We start from the raw sequence: 21,285 nt of genomic DNA on the forward strand, positions 1-21,285 counted from the left end.
AGGCACCCAGGGGCAGATGGGCTTCGCGCCCGTTCCCTACGATAAGTCAACATCGGCTCACTAACGTTCACCGTGTTTCCTTTATCTCAGGAAAGGTCGCTCCATCCCACACGCCCCTAAACGGGTACCTTGCGCTTTTCTATGATAATTCTTTTGGTTGTGGTAAAATAATGCATAGTTGGAGGGTGAATGATGAAACAAAAATGGAAGATTACAGAGAGTATTGTAAGAGAAAATGAACTGGTATTTCAATTGCAGGAGGATGCGAATTTAGAGAACACAAAGGCAAGTGGTCAAATGCTGGTTGACTCTGATTCTCTTGCGTTTATATATTTACTTGAAAAAGAAAATGAATATGTTTATCTAGAAATTCCAGAAATGGTGTGGAAGGATTGTAAAGTGGCATTAGAAGCAAATAATGCATTCTTTATTAAGGCTTTAAATGGGGAATTATTGCTTGAGAATTTTAAAGAGGAATTGGAATATTTAATTGAAAATATTCGAGGAAATGGAAATTATGGAGAGGATATGGAAAAAGCGGTTTCATCCGTTTTCCAATAAAATTTGTTGATTAGTTTTTTGCAGGTACAACGGCACAGTGAATGGGATAAATTAGGTGCTAGTCTTCCTGTATAGAGAACAAGAATAAATTAACAGATTTTCTATAAGTGAAATACCTCGTCTCAAAAAGAAACCTTGGAAATGAGGTGTTATATATGAAACAGTGGGATCAATTTTTGGCTCCCTACAAACAGGCAGTGGATGAATTAAAGGTTAAACTAAAAGGAATGCGACGACAATTTGATCATGAAGAGGAGCATTCTCCAATCGAATTTGTAACAGGGCGCGTAAAGCCGATTGCAAGTATATTAGATAAGGCGAATGAAAAAGGAATTCCTTTAGACAAATTAGAAACGGAAATGCAAGATATTGCAGGACTTCGTATGATGTGTCCATTTGTTGACGATATTATAAGAGTAGTTGAACTATTAAGACAAAGAAATGATTTTGAAATTGTAGAAGAAAGAGATTACATATTACATAGAAAAGAAAGCGGCTATCAATCCTATCATGTGGTAATTGTCTATCCAGTACAAACCATTACTGGGGAAAAGAAGCTCCTAGTTGAGATCCAAATTCGTACCCTTGCGATGAACTTTTGGGCGACGATTGAACATTCACTGAATTATAAATATAAGGGCCAATTTCCCGAAGATATTAAAATGAGGTTGCAGGGAGCTGCAGAAGCAGCCTTTCGTTTAGATAAAGAAATGTCCTTAATCCGTGGAGAAATTCAAGAAGCACAAGCTTTCTTTAATCGAAAAAAAGAAAATGACAAGAATAGTTAGTATTTTTTTCTTAAGTTAAAACAATAGAAATAAAAATATATATTCTGCATTTCTAAACTGAGAAGAGGAGCTACTAAACAATGAAATTTGCCGTAACCTCAAAGGGTGATTCAAAATCCGAAAACTTAGTGCAAATAATCAAACAATACTTACTTGATTTTGAACTTCAATATGATGAAGAAGAGCCAGATATTGTTATCTCTGTAGGGGGAGATGGAACACTTCTTTATGCATTTCATCGCTACAGCAATCGTTTAGACAAAACAGCATTTGTTGGTATGCATACAGGTCATTTAGGATTCTATGCAGATTGGACTCCAGCTGAATTGGAAAAACTAGTGATTGCGATAGCGAAAACGCCTTATAACATCATTGAATATCCAATATTGGAAGTGGTTGTACGATATCAGAACGAAGAGAAGGAAACGAGATACTTAGCATTAAATGAATCAACGGTGAAAAGTATAGAAGGAACCTTTGTCATGGATGTGGAAATGAGCGGTAAGCATTTCGAGCGGTTTAGAGGAGATGGTCTTTGTGTCTCAACACCTTCTGGAAGTACTGCCTATAACAAAGCATTAGGTGGGGCAATTGTACATCCTTCCATTGAAGCCATTCAGCTGGCAGAAATGGCGTCCATTAATAATCGTGTTTTTAGAACGGTTGGCTCCCCATTGATTTTACCAAAACATCATACATGTGTTTTAAAGCCAGTTAATGAACCGAATTTTCAAATTTCGATTGATCATTTGAATCTATTACATAAAAAAGTACATTCGATTCAATATCGTGTAGCAGAAGAAAAAGTACGGTTTGCAAGATTTCGTTCGTTCCCATTTTGGAAACGAGTACATGATTCTTTCATTTCTGAATAAGAAATAGACAGGAGCGATAGTTTGAGCTTTTTGTTAGAGTGGGTTATACAGCATGAAGCAGGCATTACCATTAAAGAATTTTTGAAAACACAACGTATCTCAAAGGCAGCTTTAACAGATATAAAGTTTAAAGGTGGAAAAATCCTGGTAAACGATCAAGAAGAAAACGTTCGCTATTTTTTAAAAAGGGATGATCATTTAGTTGTTCTCTTTCCGCCAGAGTTGCCTAGTAGTGGATTAATACCAGAATCCATTCCTTTAAATATAATCTTTGAGGATGAGTATATTCTTATCGTGCAAAAAAATGCTAGGATGAATACGATCCCTTCAAGAGAGCATCCTACAGGCAGTTTGGCAAATGCCTTAGTTGATTACTATAAAAAGCAGGGCATTGAAGCAACAACTCATATTGTTACACGCTTAGATCGAGATACATCAGGATTAGTACTTATTGCGAAGCATCGCCATATTCATCATTTACTGAGTGAGCAACAAAAAACTGGAGATGTAAAAAGAAAATATATCGCTATTGCAGAAGGGGAAATTTCTCCCTTACGTGATATAATTAATGAGCCAATTGGCAGGTGCCAAGACAGTATAATTAAAAGAGAAGTTCGAGAAGATGGGCAAACAGCCATTACCCATTATCAAGTCTTATCACAGGATGTAGATTATTCTATAGTAGAATTAACACTTGAGACAGGAAGAACTCATCAAATACGAGTACATCTTTCTTATAAAGGACACCCACTTCATGGGGATGACTTATATGGTGGGAAAAGAATCGATATTGATCGGCAAGCATTACATTGTTTTTTTATTAAATTTACACATCCAGTTTCAAAACAAACAATGACTTTTACAATTGATCTCCCGGACGATATGAAAAGGTTGAAGCAAAAAATGACAAAGAGTTAAGGATCGAAGACAGATCTCTAACTCTTTATTAATTCACTCACCTATCCTTGTTTCCTACTACCTCTTCATCAAAAGTACGGAATTTCTCTGCAAAAAAAGGCATACTGGATGGGACAGATTCGCTAGTTAGTTCTGGATATTTTAGTGCTGTTAATTTTCCTCCAAATACTGCGCCTGTATCAATGTTATAGGTACGATGGATTTCTCTTACATTGCTTACTGGTGTATGACCATAAACAATGATGGATTTTCCTTTATAATATTTAGCCCAATCTCTTCTTACAGGTGAACCGTCTCCATGTACCTCGCCTGTGATATCCCCATACAGTACGAATGTTTTTACTTTATTATGATATTGGCCAATGTAATCCTCCCGAATGCCAGCATGAGCAATAACAAGCTTTTGATTGTCAAGCACATGATATAATGGTGCATTCTCATATAATTCTTTAAACATTTTTCTTATTCTTTCCTGTTCTCTTTTATTTAATTGCTTCCATTCTTCTACGGTTGTTTCTAGACCATGGGCAATTTTCACATTTCGTCCTAAGAAAAAACGATACAATTTATCGCAATGGTTTCCAGGTACGTAATAAGCCAAATCCTTTTTGAGTAATAAATAAACAGTTTCTATTACAGCTAAGGAAGCAGGGCCGCGATCTGTTAAATCTCCAACAAACGCTAGTTTTCTCCCTGCTGGATGCTGTGGATAATTCTGATCCCATCTATAACCTAATTTCTCTGTTAAAAGTTTAAACTCCTCATAGCACCCATGAATATCTCCAATGATATCAAGCTTCATAAAATCCCTCTCTCCTTTATTCTCTTTTTTACTATACCCAATTGCTTTAGAGAGCATTTTGTTAATTGTTTCTGCTTTTGGGGAAAGATAAAAAAATAAAAGTGTCATGTCTAAATAAAAGACAAATCGTTAATCTTTTGTTACTATAAAAATCATATTGAAATTTTGAGGGCACTGAAAAAGTCTAGTTCTCCAAATTAAATGAGGTTTTATTTATTTGAAAGCAAATAATAAGTTGGTTTGGAGAGGTGTCCGCTCGACTCCTACGGGAGATGCGAGAAAGTCCGAGACCCTGCAGGAGCGTGAGCTGTGAAGCGGCTCGGCGCTCGCCCCGTGGAAAGCGAGCAGTAAGCCTCGGAAAACAAAAGCCTACACTAAGTTAGAATGGTTTGGTAACTACCGATTTACCAGGTAATTCACTTTTTCAGTGGCCACAAATTTTTAGGCTGATTTTTAAAGGCAGTTTTCTAAAAGATTGTTGTTTTTTCAATAGGAAAAAAGAATAAGTTGGAAAAATAGAGTAGCCGTAATATACGTAGACTCCAGTGGGATTATCGAGAGAGACGCTATTAAGATTCTGCATGAGCATAACGAGGGCACTGAAAAAGTATAGTTTCTCCAAATTAATTAAGGGTTTATTTATTTGAAAGCGAATATTAAGTTGGTTTGGAGAGGCGACAGCTCGACTCCTATGGGAGCTACGAGAAAGTCCGAGACCCTGCAGCAGGAACGTAGTAACGAAGCGGCTCGGCGCTCGCCCCATGGAAAGCAAGCTGTCGCCTCGGAAAACAAATGAAATACCCAAATTTAAAAGTCGGCCACCAACAATTATGATTAAATTGCAGTTACAAACTTAAACAGCCTTTTTAAAAGCTTATTGCTTTGACAAAGAAAAATAGCCAATTTTAAAAGAGAGGAGGAAGACAAGTGTCAGAGAAAAATTTAACGAATGAAGCACAGCGTAATGTAATTCTCCATTCTTTACAAAATGAAAACTTACAGGAATTTCGTAAAAATTTCCTTGAATTACATCCTTATGACCAAGCTTCATTTTTTAAGGAAATGGAGATAGAAGAGAGAACCAAAGTTTTTGAATACTTAGCTCCAAGTGAAATCGCAGAAATGTTTGAGAACTTAGAAATGGATGATTGGGAATATCAAGAGATTTTTGCTAAACTTATCCCTGATTATGTAGCAGACACTTTAGCAAATATGTCTGTAGATGATGCTGTAGATATATTAAATGTATTAGAAAAAGAGCAAGTAGAAAGCTATTTGGCAATAATGGAGCAACCAACTGCAACGAGCATTAAAGCACTTATGCATTATGAAGAGTCGACTGCTGGAAGTATTATGACAGTAGACTATATAAGTTTATCTGCAGAACAAACGGTAGAGACTGCTATGAATATTTTAAAAAGAGAGGCACCCAATGCAGAAACTATTTATTATATTTATGTAGTTAATGACCAAAAACAATTAGTTGGCGTGGTATCTTTACGAAGTTTAATTGTTAGTGGGAATCAAACGCTTATCAAAGATATTATGAATGACAGAATCTATTCTGTCTCTGTAAGTGAGGATCAGGAAGAAGTAGCTAGAAAAATGCAAGACTATGACTTTTTAGCCTTACCTGTTATTGATTTTCAAAAAAGATTGCTTGGGATTATAACAATTGATGATATTGTCGATGTTATGCAAGAGGAAGCTTCAGAGGATTATTCAAAATTCGCTGCGGTTTCCAATATGGATTTTGTTGACCAGCATCCTTTCTCTGCAGCAAAAAAAAGGCTCCCATGGCTAATTATTTTATTATTTCTTGGCATGTTTACTGCAAGCCTTATTGGTCGATTTGAAGAAACACTCAATCAAGTAGCAATCCTTGCTGTATTTATTCCACTGATTGCCGGAATGGCTGGGAATACAGGAACGCAAGCTTTGGCAGTTGCTGTACGTGGGATAGCCACAGGAGATATTGGCAAGGAAAATAGCTGGAAGCTAATTGTAAGAGAAGCAGGGACTGGGCTCATTACTGGAACGATATGTGGCATACTAGTTACGATTGTGGTGTATGTATGGAAGGGTGATTTATTTCTCGGAATTCTAGTTGGAGTTTCAATCCTTGGAACACTGATAGTAGCAACGATTGCTGGTGCAATCATCCCTCTTATTATGCACAAATTTAATATAGACCCAGCTGTGGCCTCAGGTCCATTTATTACAACAATTAATGACATTATTAGTATTTTGATTTATTTTGGTATGGCAACTATGTTTATGAGTTATTTAACGAATTAGAGGAAAAAAGGAGGGATAGCGATGGAACACGGTGCTTCTTTCGCATCACTAGTTATCGTAGTTACGGTGGCTCTATTAACACCAATTATTTTGCAACGACTAAAATTGAATATTATTCCCGTAGTTGTGGCAGAAATTCTGATGGGTTTAATTATCGGGAAAAGTGGGTTTAACCTTGTAGAGCAAGATATGTGGCTAGAAACTCTATCGACTTTAGGGTTTATCTTTTTAATGTTTTTAAGTGGTTTAGAGATAGATTTTTCTGCTTTTTCAAGTAGAAAAAAAAGAGAGACATTGCCTAATGGGAAATTAGAGCCTAAATCATTTCAGACGGCAATAATTATTTTTGTGGCAATTCTCCTACTATCAATCGGATTAAGTTTTTTGTTTGTACTAGCTGGATTTGTTGATAGTGCATTTTTAATGACCATTATTATCGCAACTATTTCTTTAGGAGTAGTAGTTCCAACTTTAAAAGAAGCAAACATCATGAAGTCCGTTATTGGGCAAATTATTTTGCTTGTAGCAGTAATTGCTGATTTAGTCACAATGATTTTACTTGCTGTATTTGCTTCTATTCATGAAACAGGAGGGAATACTTGGCTATTATTAATTCTTTTTATAGCAGGTTTAATTCTTTACTTTGTTGGTAGAAGAATAAAAAATAATAAATTTATGGACACTCTTTCTAGAGGAACAGTACAAATAGGCACAAGAGCAGTATTTGCATTAATCATCTTTCTTGTCGCTTTATCAGAATCTGTTGGAGCAGAACATATTTTAGGTGCTTTCTTAGCAGGAGTACTTGTGTCCCTATTATCACCAAATGAAGAATTGGTTCACCAGTTAGATTCATTTGGTTATGGATTTTTAATACCTATTTTCTTTGTGATGATTGGTGTTGAAATGGATATCTGGTCGTTATTTACAGATCCTAAACTATTATTATTTATTCCTTTACTATTAATGGCGTTATTAGTAAGTAAGCTGTTACCAGTCTACTATTTAAAAAAATGGTATGATACAAAAACGATTGTGGCTTCTGGATTTTTATTAACATCAACTTTGTCACTCGTTATAGCTGCATCTACAATTGGAGAACGTTTAAATATAATAACACCTCAAATGAGTGGAATCTTTATTTTGGTTGCCATTATATCTTGCATTATTTCGCCGATTTTGTTCAAGAAAATGTTCCCAAAAGATGTAGCACAAGAAAAAGTGATAAATGTTTCTATTATTGGAGTAAATCAAGTTACTATGCAAGTTTACCAAGAATTGAAATCATCTCTTTATAATGTAACTTTCTATCATAAAAAACAAGAAAAGCAAGATTTTCAAATTGCAGACTCTTTATTTGAAATCATTGAGTTGAACAATTATTCAGAGGAGATTCTACGACAAACAGATATTTGCTCAGCAGATATAGTTGTGATTTCGACAGGAGATTCCTTCTTAAATGCTGAAATGAGTCTCTTGATTAAAAGAGCAGGGGTAGATCGAGTGATTTGTCGTGTGGAAAATATGGAGATGGAGGAGGAATTACGCAGAGAAGATATAGAAGTATTTTCTATGTTGACATCTACGAAAGCATTATTAACTGCATTAATTCAGTCTCCAAATATATTTGCACTACTTGGAAATACAGAGACATCCCTACATGAAATAATATTAAGAAACAAAGAATTTGAAGGAATGTCTTTGAGATCATTCCCGTTTACTGGAGATGTCATTTTCGTCCGAATCTTTAGAGGATCTGATTTTGTCATCCCTCATGGAGATACAGAGTTACAACTTAATGACCATCTACTTGTAACTGGATCACATGAATATGTAACAGAATTAAAGAGACAGTTGGAATTTAAATTTTAATTAAGTATCGTTAGGTTATTATAGGCGGGTAAATTATTTAATAATTTTTGCAGTATGAGAAAGGCTTGAAAGGTAAAGGAAAGACGACGGTGTCAGTGCCCATTTCAGCAAAAAGAAGGACAAAAGGGTAACAGAGAAAGCGCCTCTAAGCCCTTTTTAGTAAAAAGAAGGACAAAAGGGTAACAGAGAAAGCGTCTCTAAGCCCTTTTCAGCAAAAAGAAGGACAAAAGGGTAACAGAGAAAGCGCTTCTAAGCCCTTTTTAACAAAAATGCTAAGCTAAAATCCCAAAAAAGCAACAGATAATAACGACGATACGGTAAGCTAATGACAAAAATGACGAAAGTGCCTATTGTATGAGTGCTTTCTTTTTTTATTTTTTTGTAGTAAAATTAGTACTAGGTACTAATAACTTGTAATAGTATATAGGAGGAATAAGAATGACTTTTTCATTAAAGGGCAAAACCTATGTTGTCATGGGTGTTGCAAATAAAAGAAGTATTGCGTGGGGAATTGCAACTTCCTTGCATAAAGCTGGTGCTCGATTAATTTTCACTTATGCAGGGGAAAGATTAGAAAAAAGCGTTCGTGACCTTGTTGCTACTCTAGATTCATCAGATAGTATTGTATTACCTTGTGATGTTACTAATGATCAAGAAATTGCCACTTGCTTTGAAGCAATAAAAAAAGAAGTTGGGACAATTCATGGGATTGCTCACTGCATCGCTTTTGCTCATAAAGAAGAATTACAAGGCGACTATATGAATACAACAAGAGACGGTTTTTTACTTGCGCATAATATTAGTTCCTATTCATTAACCGCGGTTGCTAAAGAAGCAAAAGGCTTAATGACAGAAGGCGGAAGTATTGTTACATTAACTTATTTAGGCGGAGAGCGTGCAATTAGAAATTATAATGTAATGGGTGTTGCAAAAGCTTCCTTGGATGCAAGTGTTCGTTATTTAGCTGCTGATTTAGGAAAAGAAGGTATTCGTGTAAACTCTATTTCCGCAGGGCCAATTCGCACATTATCTGCAAAAGGAATTAGTGATTTCAATTCCATTTTAAAAGAAATCGAGGAGCGTTCTCCACTTAGAAGAACAACAACTCCAGAAGAAGTAGGAGATACAGCATTGTTCTTGTTTAGTGATCTAGCAAGAGGAATAACTGGAGAGAATATTCATGTAGATTCAGGTTTCCACATTGTTGGTTAATTCAATTAAAGACAACTCATCAGCTGATGGGTTGTCTTATTTTTTGACCAAACCACTTCGTCTTTCCACGTACACTTCTTTTCATTTTTTGATAATTAAAGTTACGTATTAGGCAAATCATGCATACATTAGGATGAATCCTATAAAAAATATGGTTAATGTTTTAGGAGGTGAAAATTGTGTACAGTGAGAATAGTAAGCCTTATCTTTCTCAGTCTGGTACCAAAAAGATGGAAGGCAATATGCAAGTAAGCTATTCTGCAAAAATTGCTAAACAGAAGCAATACAAAGAACTGATGGAGAAAAAGCAAAAAGAAGAAATGCTCCAAGAGATCAAAGAAACAAAAGAGCTCTCAAAAGAAGGAGCGGAAAAGCAAGCCTCCACAATGAATACCCAGGAACAAATGCAAAATTATCAGGAGCAGCAAGTGGAAAAATCTCCAAGAAAACCTGCCTTTAAACGGTTAAAAAGCTTTAAAGAGATGGAGATAGTCGAGAAATTAGAGTACTTACTTAATTTTCCTAAGCAGTTGCCACCAGTCCCGTGTATTGTTATAACGGCTAATGAGAATATTCGTGGATTTATAGTTGGTTTAACAGACGGAAATGTTGATATAAAACTAATGGATCAGTCGATCGTCACCTTAAAAATAGCTGTGATTCAAGAAGTAAGAATGATTGGTATTTAATTAATTCATCGCATTAATGGAGTTATTTCAAATTAGATGGTGTATAAATATATTACATACAGTAATCTACGAAATTGGTTACTGCTAATGATATATTTATAACCGTTCATTGATTTGGAATAACTCCTTTTTCTTTTGGTAATTTATCAACATTCGGAGTTTAATGTTAATATTAAATTAAACGAATATAAAAGTATTGAATTAGGTAAACTTTGGTAGATTGAGAACTGCGGAAAAAAGGATGAATTAAATTCTTTAACTAGATATATTGAAGGAAAAAATAATAGCAAAAAGGGAGACATTTTATGACTACTTCAAAAAAAATTTTAAGAACATGCGATAAGGGACACAAATACTTTAAAAGCAGCGATTGTCCAACCTGCCCGATTTGTGAGACAGAACGCAAACCTAATAATGGATTTCTTTCATTGCTATCGGCACCAGCAAGACGTGCATTGGAAAACAATGGGATAACATCGCTGAAGGAGCTATCAAAATATAGCGAGAAAGATATTTTGCAATTTCACGGAATGGGACCAGCTTCTTTACCAAAACTTAGGTCTGTATTAAAAGAAAACGGGTTATCATTCAAAGACTAAACACAAGGATTACTAATCAAACAAGGCGTTTTTGACAAATTCAGTATTTTTTCCTCCCTATGATAGATGCCTTCTCTTGAAAAAGATTAGCTTTATAATCACCGCTTATCATACTGAGAGGGGAATGAAATGCGTTTTTGCTTTGAGATAATATGTAATTTTGAATTCTTTTTAAAAAAAATTTCACCACATAATCGAAACTGCTTATTATGCGGCCCCCCTTTTATTGTCCAATATTCAACAAATTTGTGAATCGAGATGATTAGGTTTGTCTTGTAACATGGTAACTCCTTTCCGTGCATAAAATGTAATGAAAAAAAAGAAAGGAGTAAACATAAAAATGGAGGAGCCATGATAGACGTCCTCCGAGGGTAAAGCATATAAATTTTATCGTTATTAGTCACAAACATTTAAGTCAACGTCAGCGATACATTGAACTGCGCAGAAGCATTTTAAGTCAACTGTAATGCAGCTTGAAGTGCGAACAAAACCTTCTAATTCACAAATTTTGCTTAAATCGATTCCTTTGTGTCCAACGATATCAAGTGTTTCTCCGTCTTTACCGATTGGAGCAAGTACTCTTAATACTGCACAGCAGTTATCAAAAACATCCTCTACTCGGAAAAAGATAGAAACGCAGTTGCAGTCTGAACCTGTATAAAATGCATGGAATGGAGAGCCATCAGCAGAACTTAAAACGAATACACGAGTATCAGCTTTTTTACGCTTTGTTGGAGATACAAGTGATCCTAGTGGCTCTGAGAAACAGTTAGTTTCGCATTCGCAAGTGTCTTCAGCGTTATCTTGGATATCTTTAATGGCACGAACCACTTCGCAAACACAGCTGGATGTACCGTAAATATCTTCTTTTTTTCCACAACCCATAATTGTTTTCCTCCTTGTTTGTTTCTTTCTTTATGTTTCTTACATTACTAACATATTGCCGAAGAGCCTTATGGGTTACGGACAAACGCCTTTTTTCTCAAAATTTGGGCATCTGACTATCCGTTTACTATTTCTTGGTCGATTGGAGGGGAGAATCTAGATGGATATCCAATGGATGGAGTTTTTTTTATTAATTTTGGCAAGCTTTCGTCTAACGAGATTAATTGTTTTTGATCGAATCACAGAATCTTTCCGTAAGTTGTTTTTAGATGAAGTAGAGGAACAGAATAATGATGGGCAAACAGAAGTTTATATAGTTCCTAAATCTGGAAAAATCCGTGGTTTCTTTGGAGAGTTAATTAGCTGCTATTGGTGTACTGGTGTGTGGGTCGCAATCTTCCTTACCCTTTTATATTATATCTTTCCAAGCATTTGTGGACCTTTTGTGCTTGTCTTTGCGATAGCAGGAGGAGCTTCCTTAATTGAAGCTATCTTACAAAGAGTGTTTGTTGATTAACTGCATTAGGTAGGCTAGTTGTTTACACATGCATTTCATTCCGTCATACAATGTGTTAAGGCACGTTTGAGAACAGTGTTTTTATTCGTGTATAGATATTATTATTGGAGGGATTGAGTTGCTGGAGAAAAAAGTATTTAAAGTAAAAGGGACAGAAAAGCCGAAAGCAACAACTAAAACAAAAAAGAAAAAATCAGGATGTAATTGCGGAAAAAAATCTGCAAAATAAGGAGAATACCCGACTTTGAGCGGGTATTTTTTATTTTAAAAAAGAGTTTGTAAAAATTGGATTTTAATTGTTAGAGAAACCTCTAATAATTAAAGCTTAAAAAGAAGAAAATATAAACATCAATTCATCATTTACATAGGAAGGGAAGAATATGACGAATAAAAAGCACGCTTTTTTGATATTGATTTTTAGCTTATGTGTTTTCTTAACTGGTTGTGAGAAAGAAACGCCGAATAGCAGATGGTCTATGCTGAAAAAGGTAGATCCAGAACCAGTTGTTATCTATACAGAATCCGACGAAGTAGGTCAAAAAGAATTGGTCCAAGGGATAAAGGAAGAAACAAATACCATTTCGTCCATTTATGATGTAGCAGTAGTTAAAGGCAAGAAGGATACGTTAGTAGCCTATAAAGTGAAACAGATGGCTCGTTTTAAAATGAAAAGTATTGAAAAAGAATTAACGGAAAAGCTGGAATCTAAATATCCAGAGGAGAAATTTACGGTTTCTAGTGACTTTAAAATTTTCTTAGAGACAATGCGCTTAAGGGATAAAATCCAAGATTCGGAATTTAGTGAAGAAAAAGCAGACAAGCGTTTGAAAGAAATTATTAAATTAAATAATGAGTTAACGTAAGGAGGGGATAAAATGGCAGACAGTAAGAAAAAAAACAAAACACCAGAGCAACAGCAATATGAAAAATTTGAACAACAATATGAAACAAAACGGCCGGTTTTAAAAAATTGCATAAAGGCATTTTTTGTCGGCGGATTAATATGTATGATTGGCCAGATTATTTCTTATTTCTACATTTACTTTTTCCATTTTACAGAACAAACATCAAGCAACCCTACAACAGCTACAGTCATATTTCTTTCGATGTTATTAACTGGTTTTGGTATTTATGATCGTTTGGGCCAGTTTGCAGGAGCAGGAAGTGCTGTACCTGTATCAGGATTTGGTAATAGCATCATTTCAGCAGCGATTGAACATCGTACAGAAGGATTTGTACTTGGAGTTGGGGGAAATATTTTTAAGCTCGCTGGTTCCGTTATTTTATTCGGTGTATTTTCAGCCTTTGTGGTCGCGCTTATTAAAACAATATTCATTCTAATGACGGGGGGATTCTAATGCTTCAAGGTAAACAGTCCTGGGTATTTCAAAATCATCCAGTAATAAAAGCTACCGGCGTATCAGGAGGTCCCTTTGAAGCAAATGGAAGGTTAGCTAATGATTTTGATATTTTACATGATGATTTATGGATGGGGAAAACCTCTTATGAACAGGCTCATCGGATCTTACTAGAGGAAGCTGCACAGACAGCTTTAAAAAAAGGGGAAGTAAAGCCAAAAGATATCCAGTTTTTTTTAGCTGGTGATTTAATTAATCAAATTACCCCTTCAAGCTTTGCGGCAAGAGACTTGAAAATCCCTTATTTCGGTTTATTTGGTGCCTGCTCTACATCTATGGAAGGTCTTGCTCTTGCTTCCTTCATGGTGAATTATCAGGGTGCTACGAATGTATTAACAGGTGCCTCTAGTCATAATGCAGCGGTTGAAAAGCAGTTTCGTTATCCAACTGAATATGGTGGGCAAAAACCACCGACAGCACAATGGACTGTAACTGGTGCAGGTGTGGCGTTAGTGACAAGTAGACAATCAGATGGGCAATTACCTTACACAACCTCTGCCACAATTGGCAAAGTGGTTGATATGGGATTAGCAGATCCATTTAATATGGGGGGAGCAATGGCTCCAGCAGCTGTAGATACAATACTTGCACACTTTCAAGATTTAAAAATTGATCCCTCTCACTATGATTTAATTGTCACAGGTGATTTAGGAAGAATCGGGAGAGAAACCGCGATAGCTTTATTAAAAGAAAAAGGATTGAGTATAGATGAAAATAAATTTAAAGACTGTGGGTTATTGGTTTATACAAAAGATCAGCCGGTCCAATCTGGAGGAAGTGGAGCGGGATGTTCAGCAACTGTGCTCTATGGACATTTATTAAATGAAATGAAAAAAGGCACCTACAAAAGGATTCTTCTAGTCGCAACAGGTGCGCTTCTTTCCCCATTAACCGTGCAACAAAATGAAACGATACCTTGTATCGCTCACGCTGTATCGATTGAAATTTAATAAATCAGTAGGATAATTTCTTTCCTACTGATTGTCGCATGGAAGAAATATAGGAAAAAGGAGGAATAGGGATGCTCCCAATGTTTTTTTGGGCCTTTGTTATAGGAGGTATAATTTGTGTTATTGGACAGCTTATGTTTGATGTTGCTAAGCTAACTCCTGCACATACGTTAACAACATTAGTCGTAGTAGGTGCGGTACTGGATGGATTTGGATTATATGAGCCATTTGCTGATTTTGCAGGTGCAGGTGCTACCATTCCGATAACGAGTTTTGGAAATGCATTAGTACATGGAGCAATGCAAGAAGCTGAAAAGCATGGCATTGTTGGTGTATTAACAGGGATGTTTGAAGTAACGAGTTCAGGGATATCTGCGGCTATTATATTCGGTTTTATCGGTGCTCTAATTTTTAAACCAAAAGGGTAATAATATGTGAAAATTCTTTATTTTTTGATTAATGGTAGGAAATTTATGATAGTTCCTTATGCATGGAAAGTAAAGGAATGGACACTCATGACAATCGTACATTCTATTCGTTATTAGTAGCTTGCCTATACATAAACTTCAATTCTCCATATTCTGATAATGAGTACAAGGAGAAGCGAGGTGAAGTAGGAATGTGTTATGGCGGATATGGCTATGGTGGCGGCTATAGCGGAGGAGGAATCTCTTCTTTTGCTTTAATCGTTGTTTTATTTATCTTGTTAGTAATCGTAGGAGCTAGCTTCTACAACTAATCATTGGAAAAGGGGGCTCTCTTTTAAAGAGAGCTCCTTTTATATTTTTGAATTTTAGTATGGAGCTCTCAGTATGGAGCTCTCAATAGCAATAACCTGCTACGCCTCTTAATCATTTTTGCCTTTTCTCTTCACCGGGTTTTCACCTTTTTTCTATTGCTTCATACAATGTAAAGTAGCTCACCTAAGGAGGAAACACGTGTATGAACAATAATTTCTTTAAAAACATAGAATCAAAAACTGGCGTAAATATGAAAGATATTTTGGAACTAGCAAATTCCTTACAAAACGCAAATTTTAAAGATGAAAAAACAGTGAGAAGTGTTATTCGAAGAGTATCACAAATTGCTGGTAAATCTGTACCAAAGCAAACAGAGGATAAAATAGTTGAATCTATTGTAAAAGACGGCAAGCAGCTGGATTTTAATACGCTATCTAAAATGATTAACAAAAAGTAAGAGGAAAACGGGTAACTGATCAAAATCTCTGAAAAGTTACCCTATTTTTTGTTTGTCCAATGAACAATAGTGTTTTACGATGGCTTTTAAAATTAATGTAATTGAACAAAAGGAGACATCGACAAGGGCGATAAAAAACGTGATTCCTTAGCTTTTTTTCCTCTTAGATACATAGGAATGGACAGAAATAGTTCTTTTTGTGCCCTTGTCATCGCAACATAAAGAAGCCGACGCTCTTCTTCAAGGGGGAAAATATTATTATTTCGGAATGACTCTAATGCAAAGTCATGAGGGATAGACCCATCAACCGCACCGAGTATATAAACGGTTTTATACTCTAATCCTTTTGCACGATGAATAGTACTTAAGGTAATTACGTTGGATTCATTTTTATATTGCTTGCGTAATTCTTCATTCATCGCCATCATATGATCCGTATATTGCACAAATTCTTTAATGGAATTAAATTTTCGTGCAACGACCTTTAAATCGCGAATATCGTCAGACCCTTTATCCCATTGATTCCCTTCATTTCCTCGTTTTTTAATAAATTCCTGAAAGCCTAATTCTTTTTCTATATAATTAATGGCATCAAGCGGAGAACGATTTATTAATCCCTTTAATGTATTTGGAATTTTTTTTAGCTTGCTTTCTTGAAAGGCAAACCCTGTTTTAATAAAATGGAGGCAATCTAAAAAGCTGCAATCTTCTAAAATACTCGTTGCTTTAATATCCTGCAAAACGGATTTTTTCAAAAAGAGAGTAGGCAGGATATCACCAACAGCTTGTTGGTTATCTGGATCATCAATGAGTTTTAAATAGGACAACATGCTTTTTACGATAAACCTTTGGTAGAAGGAACCAGTATCCTGTTCCAATCTAAATGGTAAACTAGAGGATGCTAATCGCTCAAACATGGCACGACTATTCGTGTTTGTACGAAAGAGAATTGCAAAATCCCTTGGCTCATAACCTAATTTTATCTTTTCCTGAATATCTGTCAAAATCATCGTCGCTTCTTCTTCTTCGTCATAAGGATAGAACCCAATTGGGGGCTTTCCTGAATATCCTGTAATCATTTTTTTAGCACGTCTCTTTGTATTTTTGCTAATGGTTGATTTTGCTGCAGATACAATTTCTTGTGAAGAGCGGTAATTATAATCGAGAATAATTGTCTGTGAATTTGGATAATCTTTTTCAAAATCTAACAGGTATTTTGGATCACTGCCTCGAAAAGAATAGATAGATTGATCATCATCACCCACTGCATAAATGGATTTAGCTGAACCTGCCATTAGCTTTATCCACTCATATTGCACTTTATTTATGTCTTGAAATTCATCTAATAAGAAATGAGTAAAGCGTTTTTGATAGGTTGCTAAAATAGCTGGGTTATCCACAAAAAAACGATAGCCGCCAAGAAGCATATCATCAAAATCATATAGATTTCGTTGTTGTTTTTTCGTCTCATAGCCGGTATATAACTGTACAACTTTTTGTTCCCAGTCATTATCAGGCTCCACATTATTGGGGGATAGCATGCTGTTTTTCCAGGCGCTTATTAATTGAAGGGCTGCATCAAATGGGAAGTCTTTCTCATCCATTTGCTCTTCCCTTGCTATTTCCTTTAATAAAAGCTCTCTTTGCCAATTACTGCTTAGTAGTTTATTACGTTGCCATTTTTCTCGTTCATGAAAAATCAATATTTGATAGAGAATACTATGGAAAGTTCCAGAAACAATCTTTTGTACTACACTTTTGTTCATCATTGGGTAGTGTAATAATCGTTCCTTCATTTCGTTTGCGGCTTTATTGGTGAAAGTAACGAGCATAATTGTCGACGGATCAACTTTTTTCTCGTGAATTAGAAAAGCGGCTCGCATTGTTAATACTCGCGTCTTACCACTTCCTGCTCCTGCTAGAATAAGAATCGGTCCCTCGTCGATTGTAACAGCTTTACTTTGGGTAGCATCAACTGAATAACCGTTTTGCGCGAGCATATTTAAATAAGATTCCTTTGGATAAGTAACTGGTAGACTATTCGCTAATTCAGATGTATGAATCGTTGCTTTAATAGTCATAGGCGGTTTAAAAGTTGGGCTTTCGGTAACAATTTTTAAAATACTTCTGCTCTTTGGTAATCGAAATCCATTTGTTTTTTCATCGTCTATATCAATGGTAGCAGCTTGTTCTTCCTGAACATTGGATAAGTCTTCTGTCGCACATGGTTGTTTAGAAGAATAATGATAAAAATAGGGAGCACTCTTTATTCCTAAATAAAGCTTTACCGCCTCTCCACATACAGTGCAGGCAAGAAGCCCATTTTTGCCAGCTTCATAAACTTTCTGCAATTCTTGTCTATCAATTGTATTTAATGAAATGAATCTATCATAATTTAAAGCTGTTAACATAGGAAACCTCGAATCTATTTTTAATACATCTATCCATATCTGTTGTGAAATAATATCTATCATATCAAAAACAAAGGATTGTTTAAAGTGTAGAAAAATGGTTTAACATGTGGGAAAGAAGGGAAAAGATTCTATATATAGAAGGAAAGGACTGATTAAGATGGGATATATCTTACCAATCACTCATTTTCAAGCAGAGCAGTATGCGGTGAGAGATATTGTCAGCAAAACAAAAATCTATAAAAAAGAAGCTACATATCCTGTGGCCAAGATTGCTAATCTTCCAGCTAATCAAGAGGAGAAATCTTCTTCCAAGCCTTTTTCTCCAAAAAACAACATGCATGAATTAAAAGTAGCCAATGAGCAGCTAATTGCTCAATTAACTGGAAAGGGTACTTATTTTCATGCACAAGTATAAAGGAAATTACTTCATATCATAGCTCTGTACATATAAGGGAGAGCCTTCGCGCCATTCTGCATAAAGGATATCTTTATAAGATGGAATATTTTGGCTGTTTAATTCTTTCATTAATTGGTCCTCGGACCAGCCTATTCGAGGTAAGTTTTCTCTTATGATTTCACCATCTAAAATGACACTTATCGGAAGTGAAGTGGTTTCAATTGGTATTTTCATATCTTGCTTAGTCGGATTTGAATATGCAGATTTCTTTAATACACTTATGGTGCCGTCCGTTTCTAAAATAGCATAAGCACACTCGGCAATCGAAAATACATCTTTTGCACGGAGTAAATGTTGTAACTGGTTTATATCCAAATGGTTTTTCTTAAGTTCATGAAAATCAATTTTGCCTTTATTTATAACAATAGATGGCTTTCCTTCGAATAGCTGTCTAGTTTTTCGGAATTTTTGTGTAATAAATTCTGTAACATAGATTAAAGCTCCCCAAAGCAGGATAGAATAGGTAATTTCTTTAATTCCTGTTTCTGTATCATACATAGCATTCCCTACAAGCTCCCCTAGTACCAAAACAGAAACAAAGTCAAAGGTAGTAATCTGAGTGATTTGGGTTTTTCCTAAGATTTTTGTTAAAAGAAGCAACAAAAAATACCCGATAATAAGTTCACTAAATATATGTTTGAATTCCATGCAACCCACCCTTTCCAACATCTATTTTAGGCAAATCCATGAAAGTTAAACCTAAAGCTTTAGGTTGTAAATAAAAAGGCTGCCCAATTATGATGCTATAATCGATATCCTTTTAGAGGAAAGATTGCATCTTGGGACAACCAAATAACATTATAATTTTTTTATCATTGTTTTATGAGGAATACCGGCATCTAAAAATTCCTCGGAAATAACTTCATATCCTAGTTTGCTATAAAATGGAATAGCATGTGTTTGAGCATTAAGCTTTAAAGCAGGAGTACCGTTATTTAAGGCATATTCTTCTATTTTATTCATGACCGCTTTCCCAGCGCCACCTTTTCGATTGGTAGATAGGATACATATTCTTTCCACTTTTCCATACTCATCGAATGATCGATAGCGACCAGCACCTATTGGTTTTTTATTGTCATCATAAAGTACAAAATGTGTACTGTTCTGTTCGAATTCATCTATTTCTTCTTCGACTGGTACATGTTGTTCTTTTACAAATACTGTTTTACGTACAAAGTATGCATCTTCTAATTCTTTATCTGTTTTCACGACGATTACTTCCACTTTTTCACGATTCCTTTCCTAACCTAAAAGTTTCATAAACAGTCCATGATCCATTTTCCAATTCATAAAGCAAATGGAAGCGGTCTGATTTTTCCTCAAAATGAAAGTTTTGCATCCGTAAATTGCTGTATAAATCCAAATGCTCATCACTCGATAAATTTTGGCCAAGAGTAATATGTGGAACAAATGGATGCTCTGGACTAACTCCCAATGTACTAATTAGCTCTTGATGAAGGTGTTCTAAATCAGAATTTGGTTCAATCTTTAAATAGACCACATTGCTGACGGGTTTAAAAGAACTTACTTTTGATACTTTTATAGGAATAGAATGATAATGACTTGCAATCGTTGCAAGTTTCTTACTTACTTCTCCAATTTCTTCGTTTCCCGCTTCAAAATCACCAATTAATGTAATATGTGGCGGGATTAAAGCATACTTCGGATCATATCGTTTACGAAGGGAATTGGCCAAATCCTGCAAGTCTTTTCCAGGAAAAATAGCAATACCATATTTCATTTGATGGACCTCCATTTCATTATAAAAACATTATTTAAAGATATAGAAAATGGACTATCTATTATTACGATTTCAATGTTCTATATGTAAGATATTATAACAAAATTATTCTTTTAAGTTCAAAGATTTCAGAAAAAATCTAATGTTTAGCAAGCAACCCCTCATGTCTTTATACGAGGAGTGACTTTCACGATTGCTTAAAAAAGCTAAACGAAATTAGTTTCCAATTAGGAAGGAAACATTCTTATTAGCATTTTGGCTATATATGGTTGCCAATGCTTCCATGTATGATCTCCATCAAATTCTTCAAAAGTATAATCAGAGTTTGTTGATTTAAGATGATGCGCCATCTCTCTATTTGGTGTAAGGAAATCTTCTGTTGTTTGGATTGTTGTCTTTACGGCAGTTTCACCTGTACCTATAATATGATCAATTTCTAGTAAATGATAGGAATCGAACTTGCGAACGGCTTGTAATACCTTCTCATTTACTAATGGAGATTGCAGCAAGAGTTTGCCAAAGGTATGTGGATATTTTAATGCAGTCATTAAGGATACGGTAGCGCCTAATGAATCTCCAATCAGCCCACGTCCTAATCCCATATGATAAGTTGGAAACTGTTCATCTAGATAAGGAACAAGTTCATGTGCCAAGAAGCGGATATATGCTGTATTTTGAGGGCCATCTGGATGATATTTTTCCCGACGATCATGGACAGACGAATAAGGGACTCCAACAATGATAGTCTCCGCTATTTGATGATTTGCATGTAATTCATCAGCCACTCTTCCAATTCGACCGAATTGAAAATAATCTTTCCCATCCTGTGCGATTAGCAAATGGTATTTATAAAGAGGGGAGAAGGCAGGAGGAAGATAGATTAGTAATGTTATTTCTTCGCCTAATTCTTTGCTAAATAAAGTTTCCTCTTTTATTATAGAAAAGAAAACCCTGGGCTATGCCTAGGGTTCCAAAAAGCTTACAGCGTGGTATTAAAAAAGCTTCCTCAAGGTGCTAAAATATTTTTGGTTCGCCAACCGAAAATAAATAGCCAGGAGGAAGTCCTTATGTCAAAAGACAATAATAGTTTAG

Annotated in this window: 24 protein-coding genes; 17 read left to right on the top strand and 7 right to left on the bottom strand. The window is 35.4% G+C overall.

Features of this window, described 5'->3' with window-relative positions:
- The first annotated feature begins 192 nt into the window (after window positions 1-192).
- The 4 genes from ACTNDN_RS21870 (at window position 193) to ACTNDN_RS21885 (ending at window position 3,142) form a co-directional block, all read left to right on the top strand.
- Complete coding sequence (locus tag ACTNDN_RS21870; protein WP_441132245.1) at window positions 193-561, top strand: hypothetical protein; 369 nt, start codon at window positions 193-195, stop codon at window positions 559-561.
- Window positions 562-716: 155 nt separating this feature from the next.
- Window positions 717-1,349: a GTP pyrophosphokinase gene (locus tag ACTNDN_RS21875; RefSeq protein ID WP_441132246.1), complete on the top strand. Its 633-nt coding sequence runs from the start codon at window positions 717-719 to the stop codon at window positions 1,347-1,349.
- A gap of 80 nt (window positions 1,350-1,429) precedes the next feature.
- On the top strand, window positions 1,430-2,224 hold the full coding sequence (locus ACTNDN_RS21880; protein WP_031540163.1) for an NAD kinase: 795 nt from the start codon (window positions 1,430-1,432) through the stop codon (window positions 2,222-2,224).
- Between the two features lie 21 nt (window positions 2,225-2,245).
- Complete coding sequence (locus ACTNDN_RS21885; RefSeq protein WP_441132249.1) at window positions 2,246-3,142, top strand: RluA family pseudouridine synthase; 897 nt, start codon at window positions 2,246-2,248, stop codon at window positions 3,140-3,142.
- A 37-nt stretch (window positions 3,143-3,179) separates the two neighbouring features.
- Here ACTNDN_RS21885 and prpE read toward each other — a convergent pair whose 3' ends face one another.
- Complete coding sequence (gene prpE / locus ACTNDN_RS21890; protein WP_235251661.1) at window positions 3,180-3,944, bottom strand: bis(5'-nucleosyl)-tetraphosphatase PrpE; 765 nt, start codon at window positions 3,942-3,944, stop codon at window positions 3,180-3,182.
- Between the two features lie 927 nt (window positions 3,945-4,871).
- On the opposite strand from prpE, the gene mgtE reads away from it, so the two are divergent.
- From mgtE to ACTNDN_RS21915, 5 genes are all read left to right on the top strand, one after another.
- Window positions 4,872-6,242: a magnesium transporter gene (gene mgtE / locus ACTNDN_RS21895; RefSeq protein WP_031540159.1), complete on the top strand. Its 1,371-nt coding sequence runs from the start codon at window positions 4,872-4,874 to the stop codon at window positions 6,240-6,242.
- Between the two features lie 21 nt (window positions 6,243-6,263).
- Window positions 6,264-8,114, top strand: a complete 1,851-nt coding sequence (locus ACTNDN_RS21900) for a monovalent cation:proton antiporter family protein (RefSeq protein ID WP_031540158.1) — start codon at window positions 6,264-6,266, stop codon at window positions 8,112-8,114.
- Between the two features lie 438 nt (window positions 8,115-8,552).
- Window positions 8,553-9,326 (top strand): enoyl-ACP reductase FabI, encoded by a 774-nt coding sequence (fabI, locus tag ACTNDN_RS21905; RefSeq protein ID WP_251628608.1) that lies wholly within the window; start codon window positions 8,553-8,555, stop codon window positions 9,324-9,326.
- Window positions 9,327-9,505: 179 nt separating this feature from the next.
- A complete protein-coding gene (locus ACTNDN_RS21910) occupies window positions 9,506-10,015 on the top strand; it encodes a CotO family spore coat protein (protein ID WP_031536790.1) in 510 nt (169 codons plus the stop codon).
- Between the two features lie 305 nt (window positions 10,016-10,320).
- Window positions 10,321-10,614 (top strand): RNA polymerase alpha subunit C-terminal domain-containing protein, encoded by a 294-nt coding sequence (locus ACTNDN_RS21915; RefSeq protein ID WP_031536791.1) that lies wholly within the window; start codon window positions 10,321-10,323, stop codon window positions 10,612-10,614.
- 396 nt (window positions 10,615-11,010) lie between these two features.
- Here the strand turns inward: ACTNDN_RS21915 and ACTNDN_RS21920 are convergent, their stop codons facing one another.
- The gene (locus ACTNDN_RS21920) at window positions 11,011-11,499 is read right to left on the bottom strand and encodes a CotY/CotZ family spore coat protein (protein ID WP_031536792.1); all 489 of its coding nucleotides are present in this window, start codon (window positions 11,497-11,499) and stop codon (window positions 11,011-11,013) included.
- A 160-nt stretch (window positions 11,500-11,659) separates the two neighbouring features.
- Between ACTNDN_RS21920 and ACTNDN_RS21925 the strand changes: the two genes are divergently transcribed.
- The 7 genes from ACTNDN_RS21925 to ACTNDN_RS21955 all read left to right on the top strand — a co-directional run bounded on the left by ACTNDN_RS21925 (window position 11,660) and on the right by ACTNDN_RS21955 (window position 15,581).
- Window positions 11,660-12,016: a DUF1360 domain-containing protein gene (locus ACTNDN_RS21925; protein WP_235252272.1), complete on the top strand. Its 357-nt coding sequence runs from the start codon at window positions 11,660-11,662 to the stop codon at window positions 12,014-12,016.
- A 380-nt stretch (window positions 12,017-12,396) separates the two neighbouring features.
- Entirely contained in the window at window positions 12,397-12,879 is a 483-nt protein-coding gene (locus tag ACTNDN_RS21930; RefSeq protein WP_441132251.1) for a sporulation protein, read from the top strand.
- A 12-nt stretch (window positions 12,880-12,891) separates the two neighbouring features.
- Window positions 12,892-13,374, top strand: a complete 483-nt coding sequence (spoVAC, locus tag ACTNDN_RS21935) for a stage V sporulation protein AC (RefSeq protein WP_031536795.1) — start codon at window positions 12,892-12,894, stop codon at window positions 13,372-13,374.
- A complete protein-coding gene (gene spoVAD, locus ACTNDN_RS21940; protein ID WP_441132253.1) occupies window positions 13,374-14,384 on the top strand; it encodes a stage V sporulation protein AD in 1,011 nt (336 codons plus the stop codon). The genes spoVAC and spoVAD overlap by 1 nt, the downstream gene beginning before the upstream one ends.
- Window positions 14,385-14,455: 71 nt before the next feature.
- Complete coding sequence (gene spoVAE / locus ACTNDN_RS21945) at window positions 14,456-14,812, top strand: stage V sporulation protein AE (protein WP_031536797.1); 357 nt, start codon at window positions 14,456-14,458, stop codon at window positions 14,810-14,812.
- 191 nt (window positions 14,813-15,003) lie between these two features.
- A complete protein-coding gene (locus ACTNDN_RS21950) occupies window positions 15,004-15,123 on the top strand; it encodes a YjcZ family sporulation protein (protein ID WP_081836596.1) in 120 nt (39 codons plus the stop codon).
- A gap of 203 nt (window positions 15,124-15,326) precedes the next feature.
- Window positions 15,327-15,581 (top strand): stage VI sporulation protein F, encoded by a 255-nt coding sequence (locus tag ACTNDN_RS21955; protein ID WP_031536798.1) that lies wholly within the window; start codon window positions 15,327-15,329, stop codon window positions 15,579-15,581.
- A gap of 92 nt (window positions 15,582-15,673) precedes the next feature.
- Here the strand turns inward: ACTNDN_RS21955 and ACTNDN_RS21960 are convergent, their stop codons facing one another.
- Complete coding sequence (locus ACTNDN_RS21960; RefSeq protein ID WP_441132254.1) at window positions 15,674-17,992, bottom strand: ATP-dependent helicase; 2,319 nt, start codon at window positions 17,990-17,992, stop codon at window positions 15,674-15,676.
- Between the two features lie 160 nt (window positions 17,993-18,152).
- Here ACTNDN_RS21960 and ACTNDN_RS21965 point away from each other — a divergent pair, with 160 nt between their 5' ends.
- On the top strand, window positions 18,153-18,410 hold the full coding sequence (locus tag ACTNDN_RS21965) for a hypothetical protein (RefSeq protein WP_031536800.1): 258 nt from the start codon (window positions 18,153-18,155) through the stop codon (window positions 18,408-18,410).
- A gap of 6 nt (window positions 18,411-18,416) precedes the next feature.
- On the opposite strand, the gene ACTNDN_RS21970 is transcribed toward ACTNDN_RS21965, so the two are convergent.
- The 4 genes from ACTNDN_RS21970 to ACTNDN_RS21985 form a co-directional block, all read right to left on the bottom strand.
- The gene (locus ACTNDN_RS21970; protein ID WP_031536801.1) at window positions 18,417-19,100 is read right to left on the bottom strand and encodes a YetF domain-containing protein; all 684 of its coding nucleotides are present in this window, start codon (window positions 19,098-19,100) and stop codon (window positions 18,417-18,419) included.
- 150 nt (window positions 19,101-19,250) lie between these two features.
- The gene (locus ACTNDN_RS21975; RefSeq protein WP_031536802.1) at window positions 19,251-19,676 is read right to left on the bottom strand and encodes a GNAT family N-acetyltransferase; all 426 of its coding nucleotides are present in this window, start codon (window positions 19,674-19,676) and stop codon (window positions 19,251-19,253) included.
- Window positions 19,677-19,680: 4 nt separating this feature from the next.
- On the bottom strand, window positions 19,681-20,193 hold the full coding sequence (locus ACTNDN_RS21980; protein WP_031536803.1) for a 2'-5' RNA ligase family protein: 513 nt from the start codon (window positions 20,191-20,193) through the stop codon (window positions 19,681-19,683).
- 227 nt (window positions 20,194-20,420) lie between these two features.
- Window positions 20,421-21,131: an alpha/beta hydrolase gene (locus tag ACTNDN_RS21985; RefSeq protein ID WP_441132257.1), complete on the bottom strand. Its 711-nt coding sequence runs from the start codon at window positions 21,129-21,131 to the stop codon at window positions 20,421-20,423.
- Window positions 21,132-21,285: the final 154 nt, after the last annotated feature.

Source organism: Niallia sp. HCP3S3_B10, assembly GCF_052064465.1.
In the GTDB taxonomy this organism is placed as follows: Bacteria; Bacillota; Bacilli; order Bacillales; family Cytobacillaceae; genus Niallia; species Niallia hominis.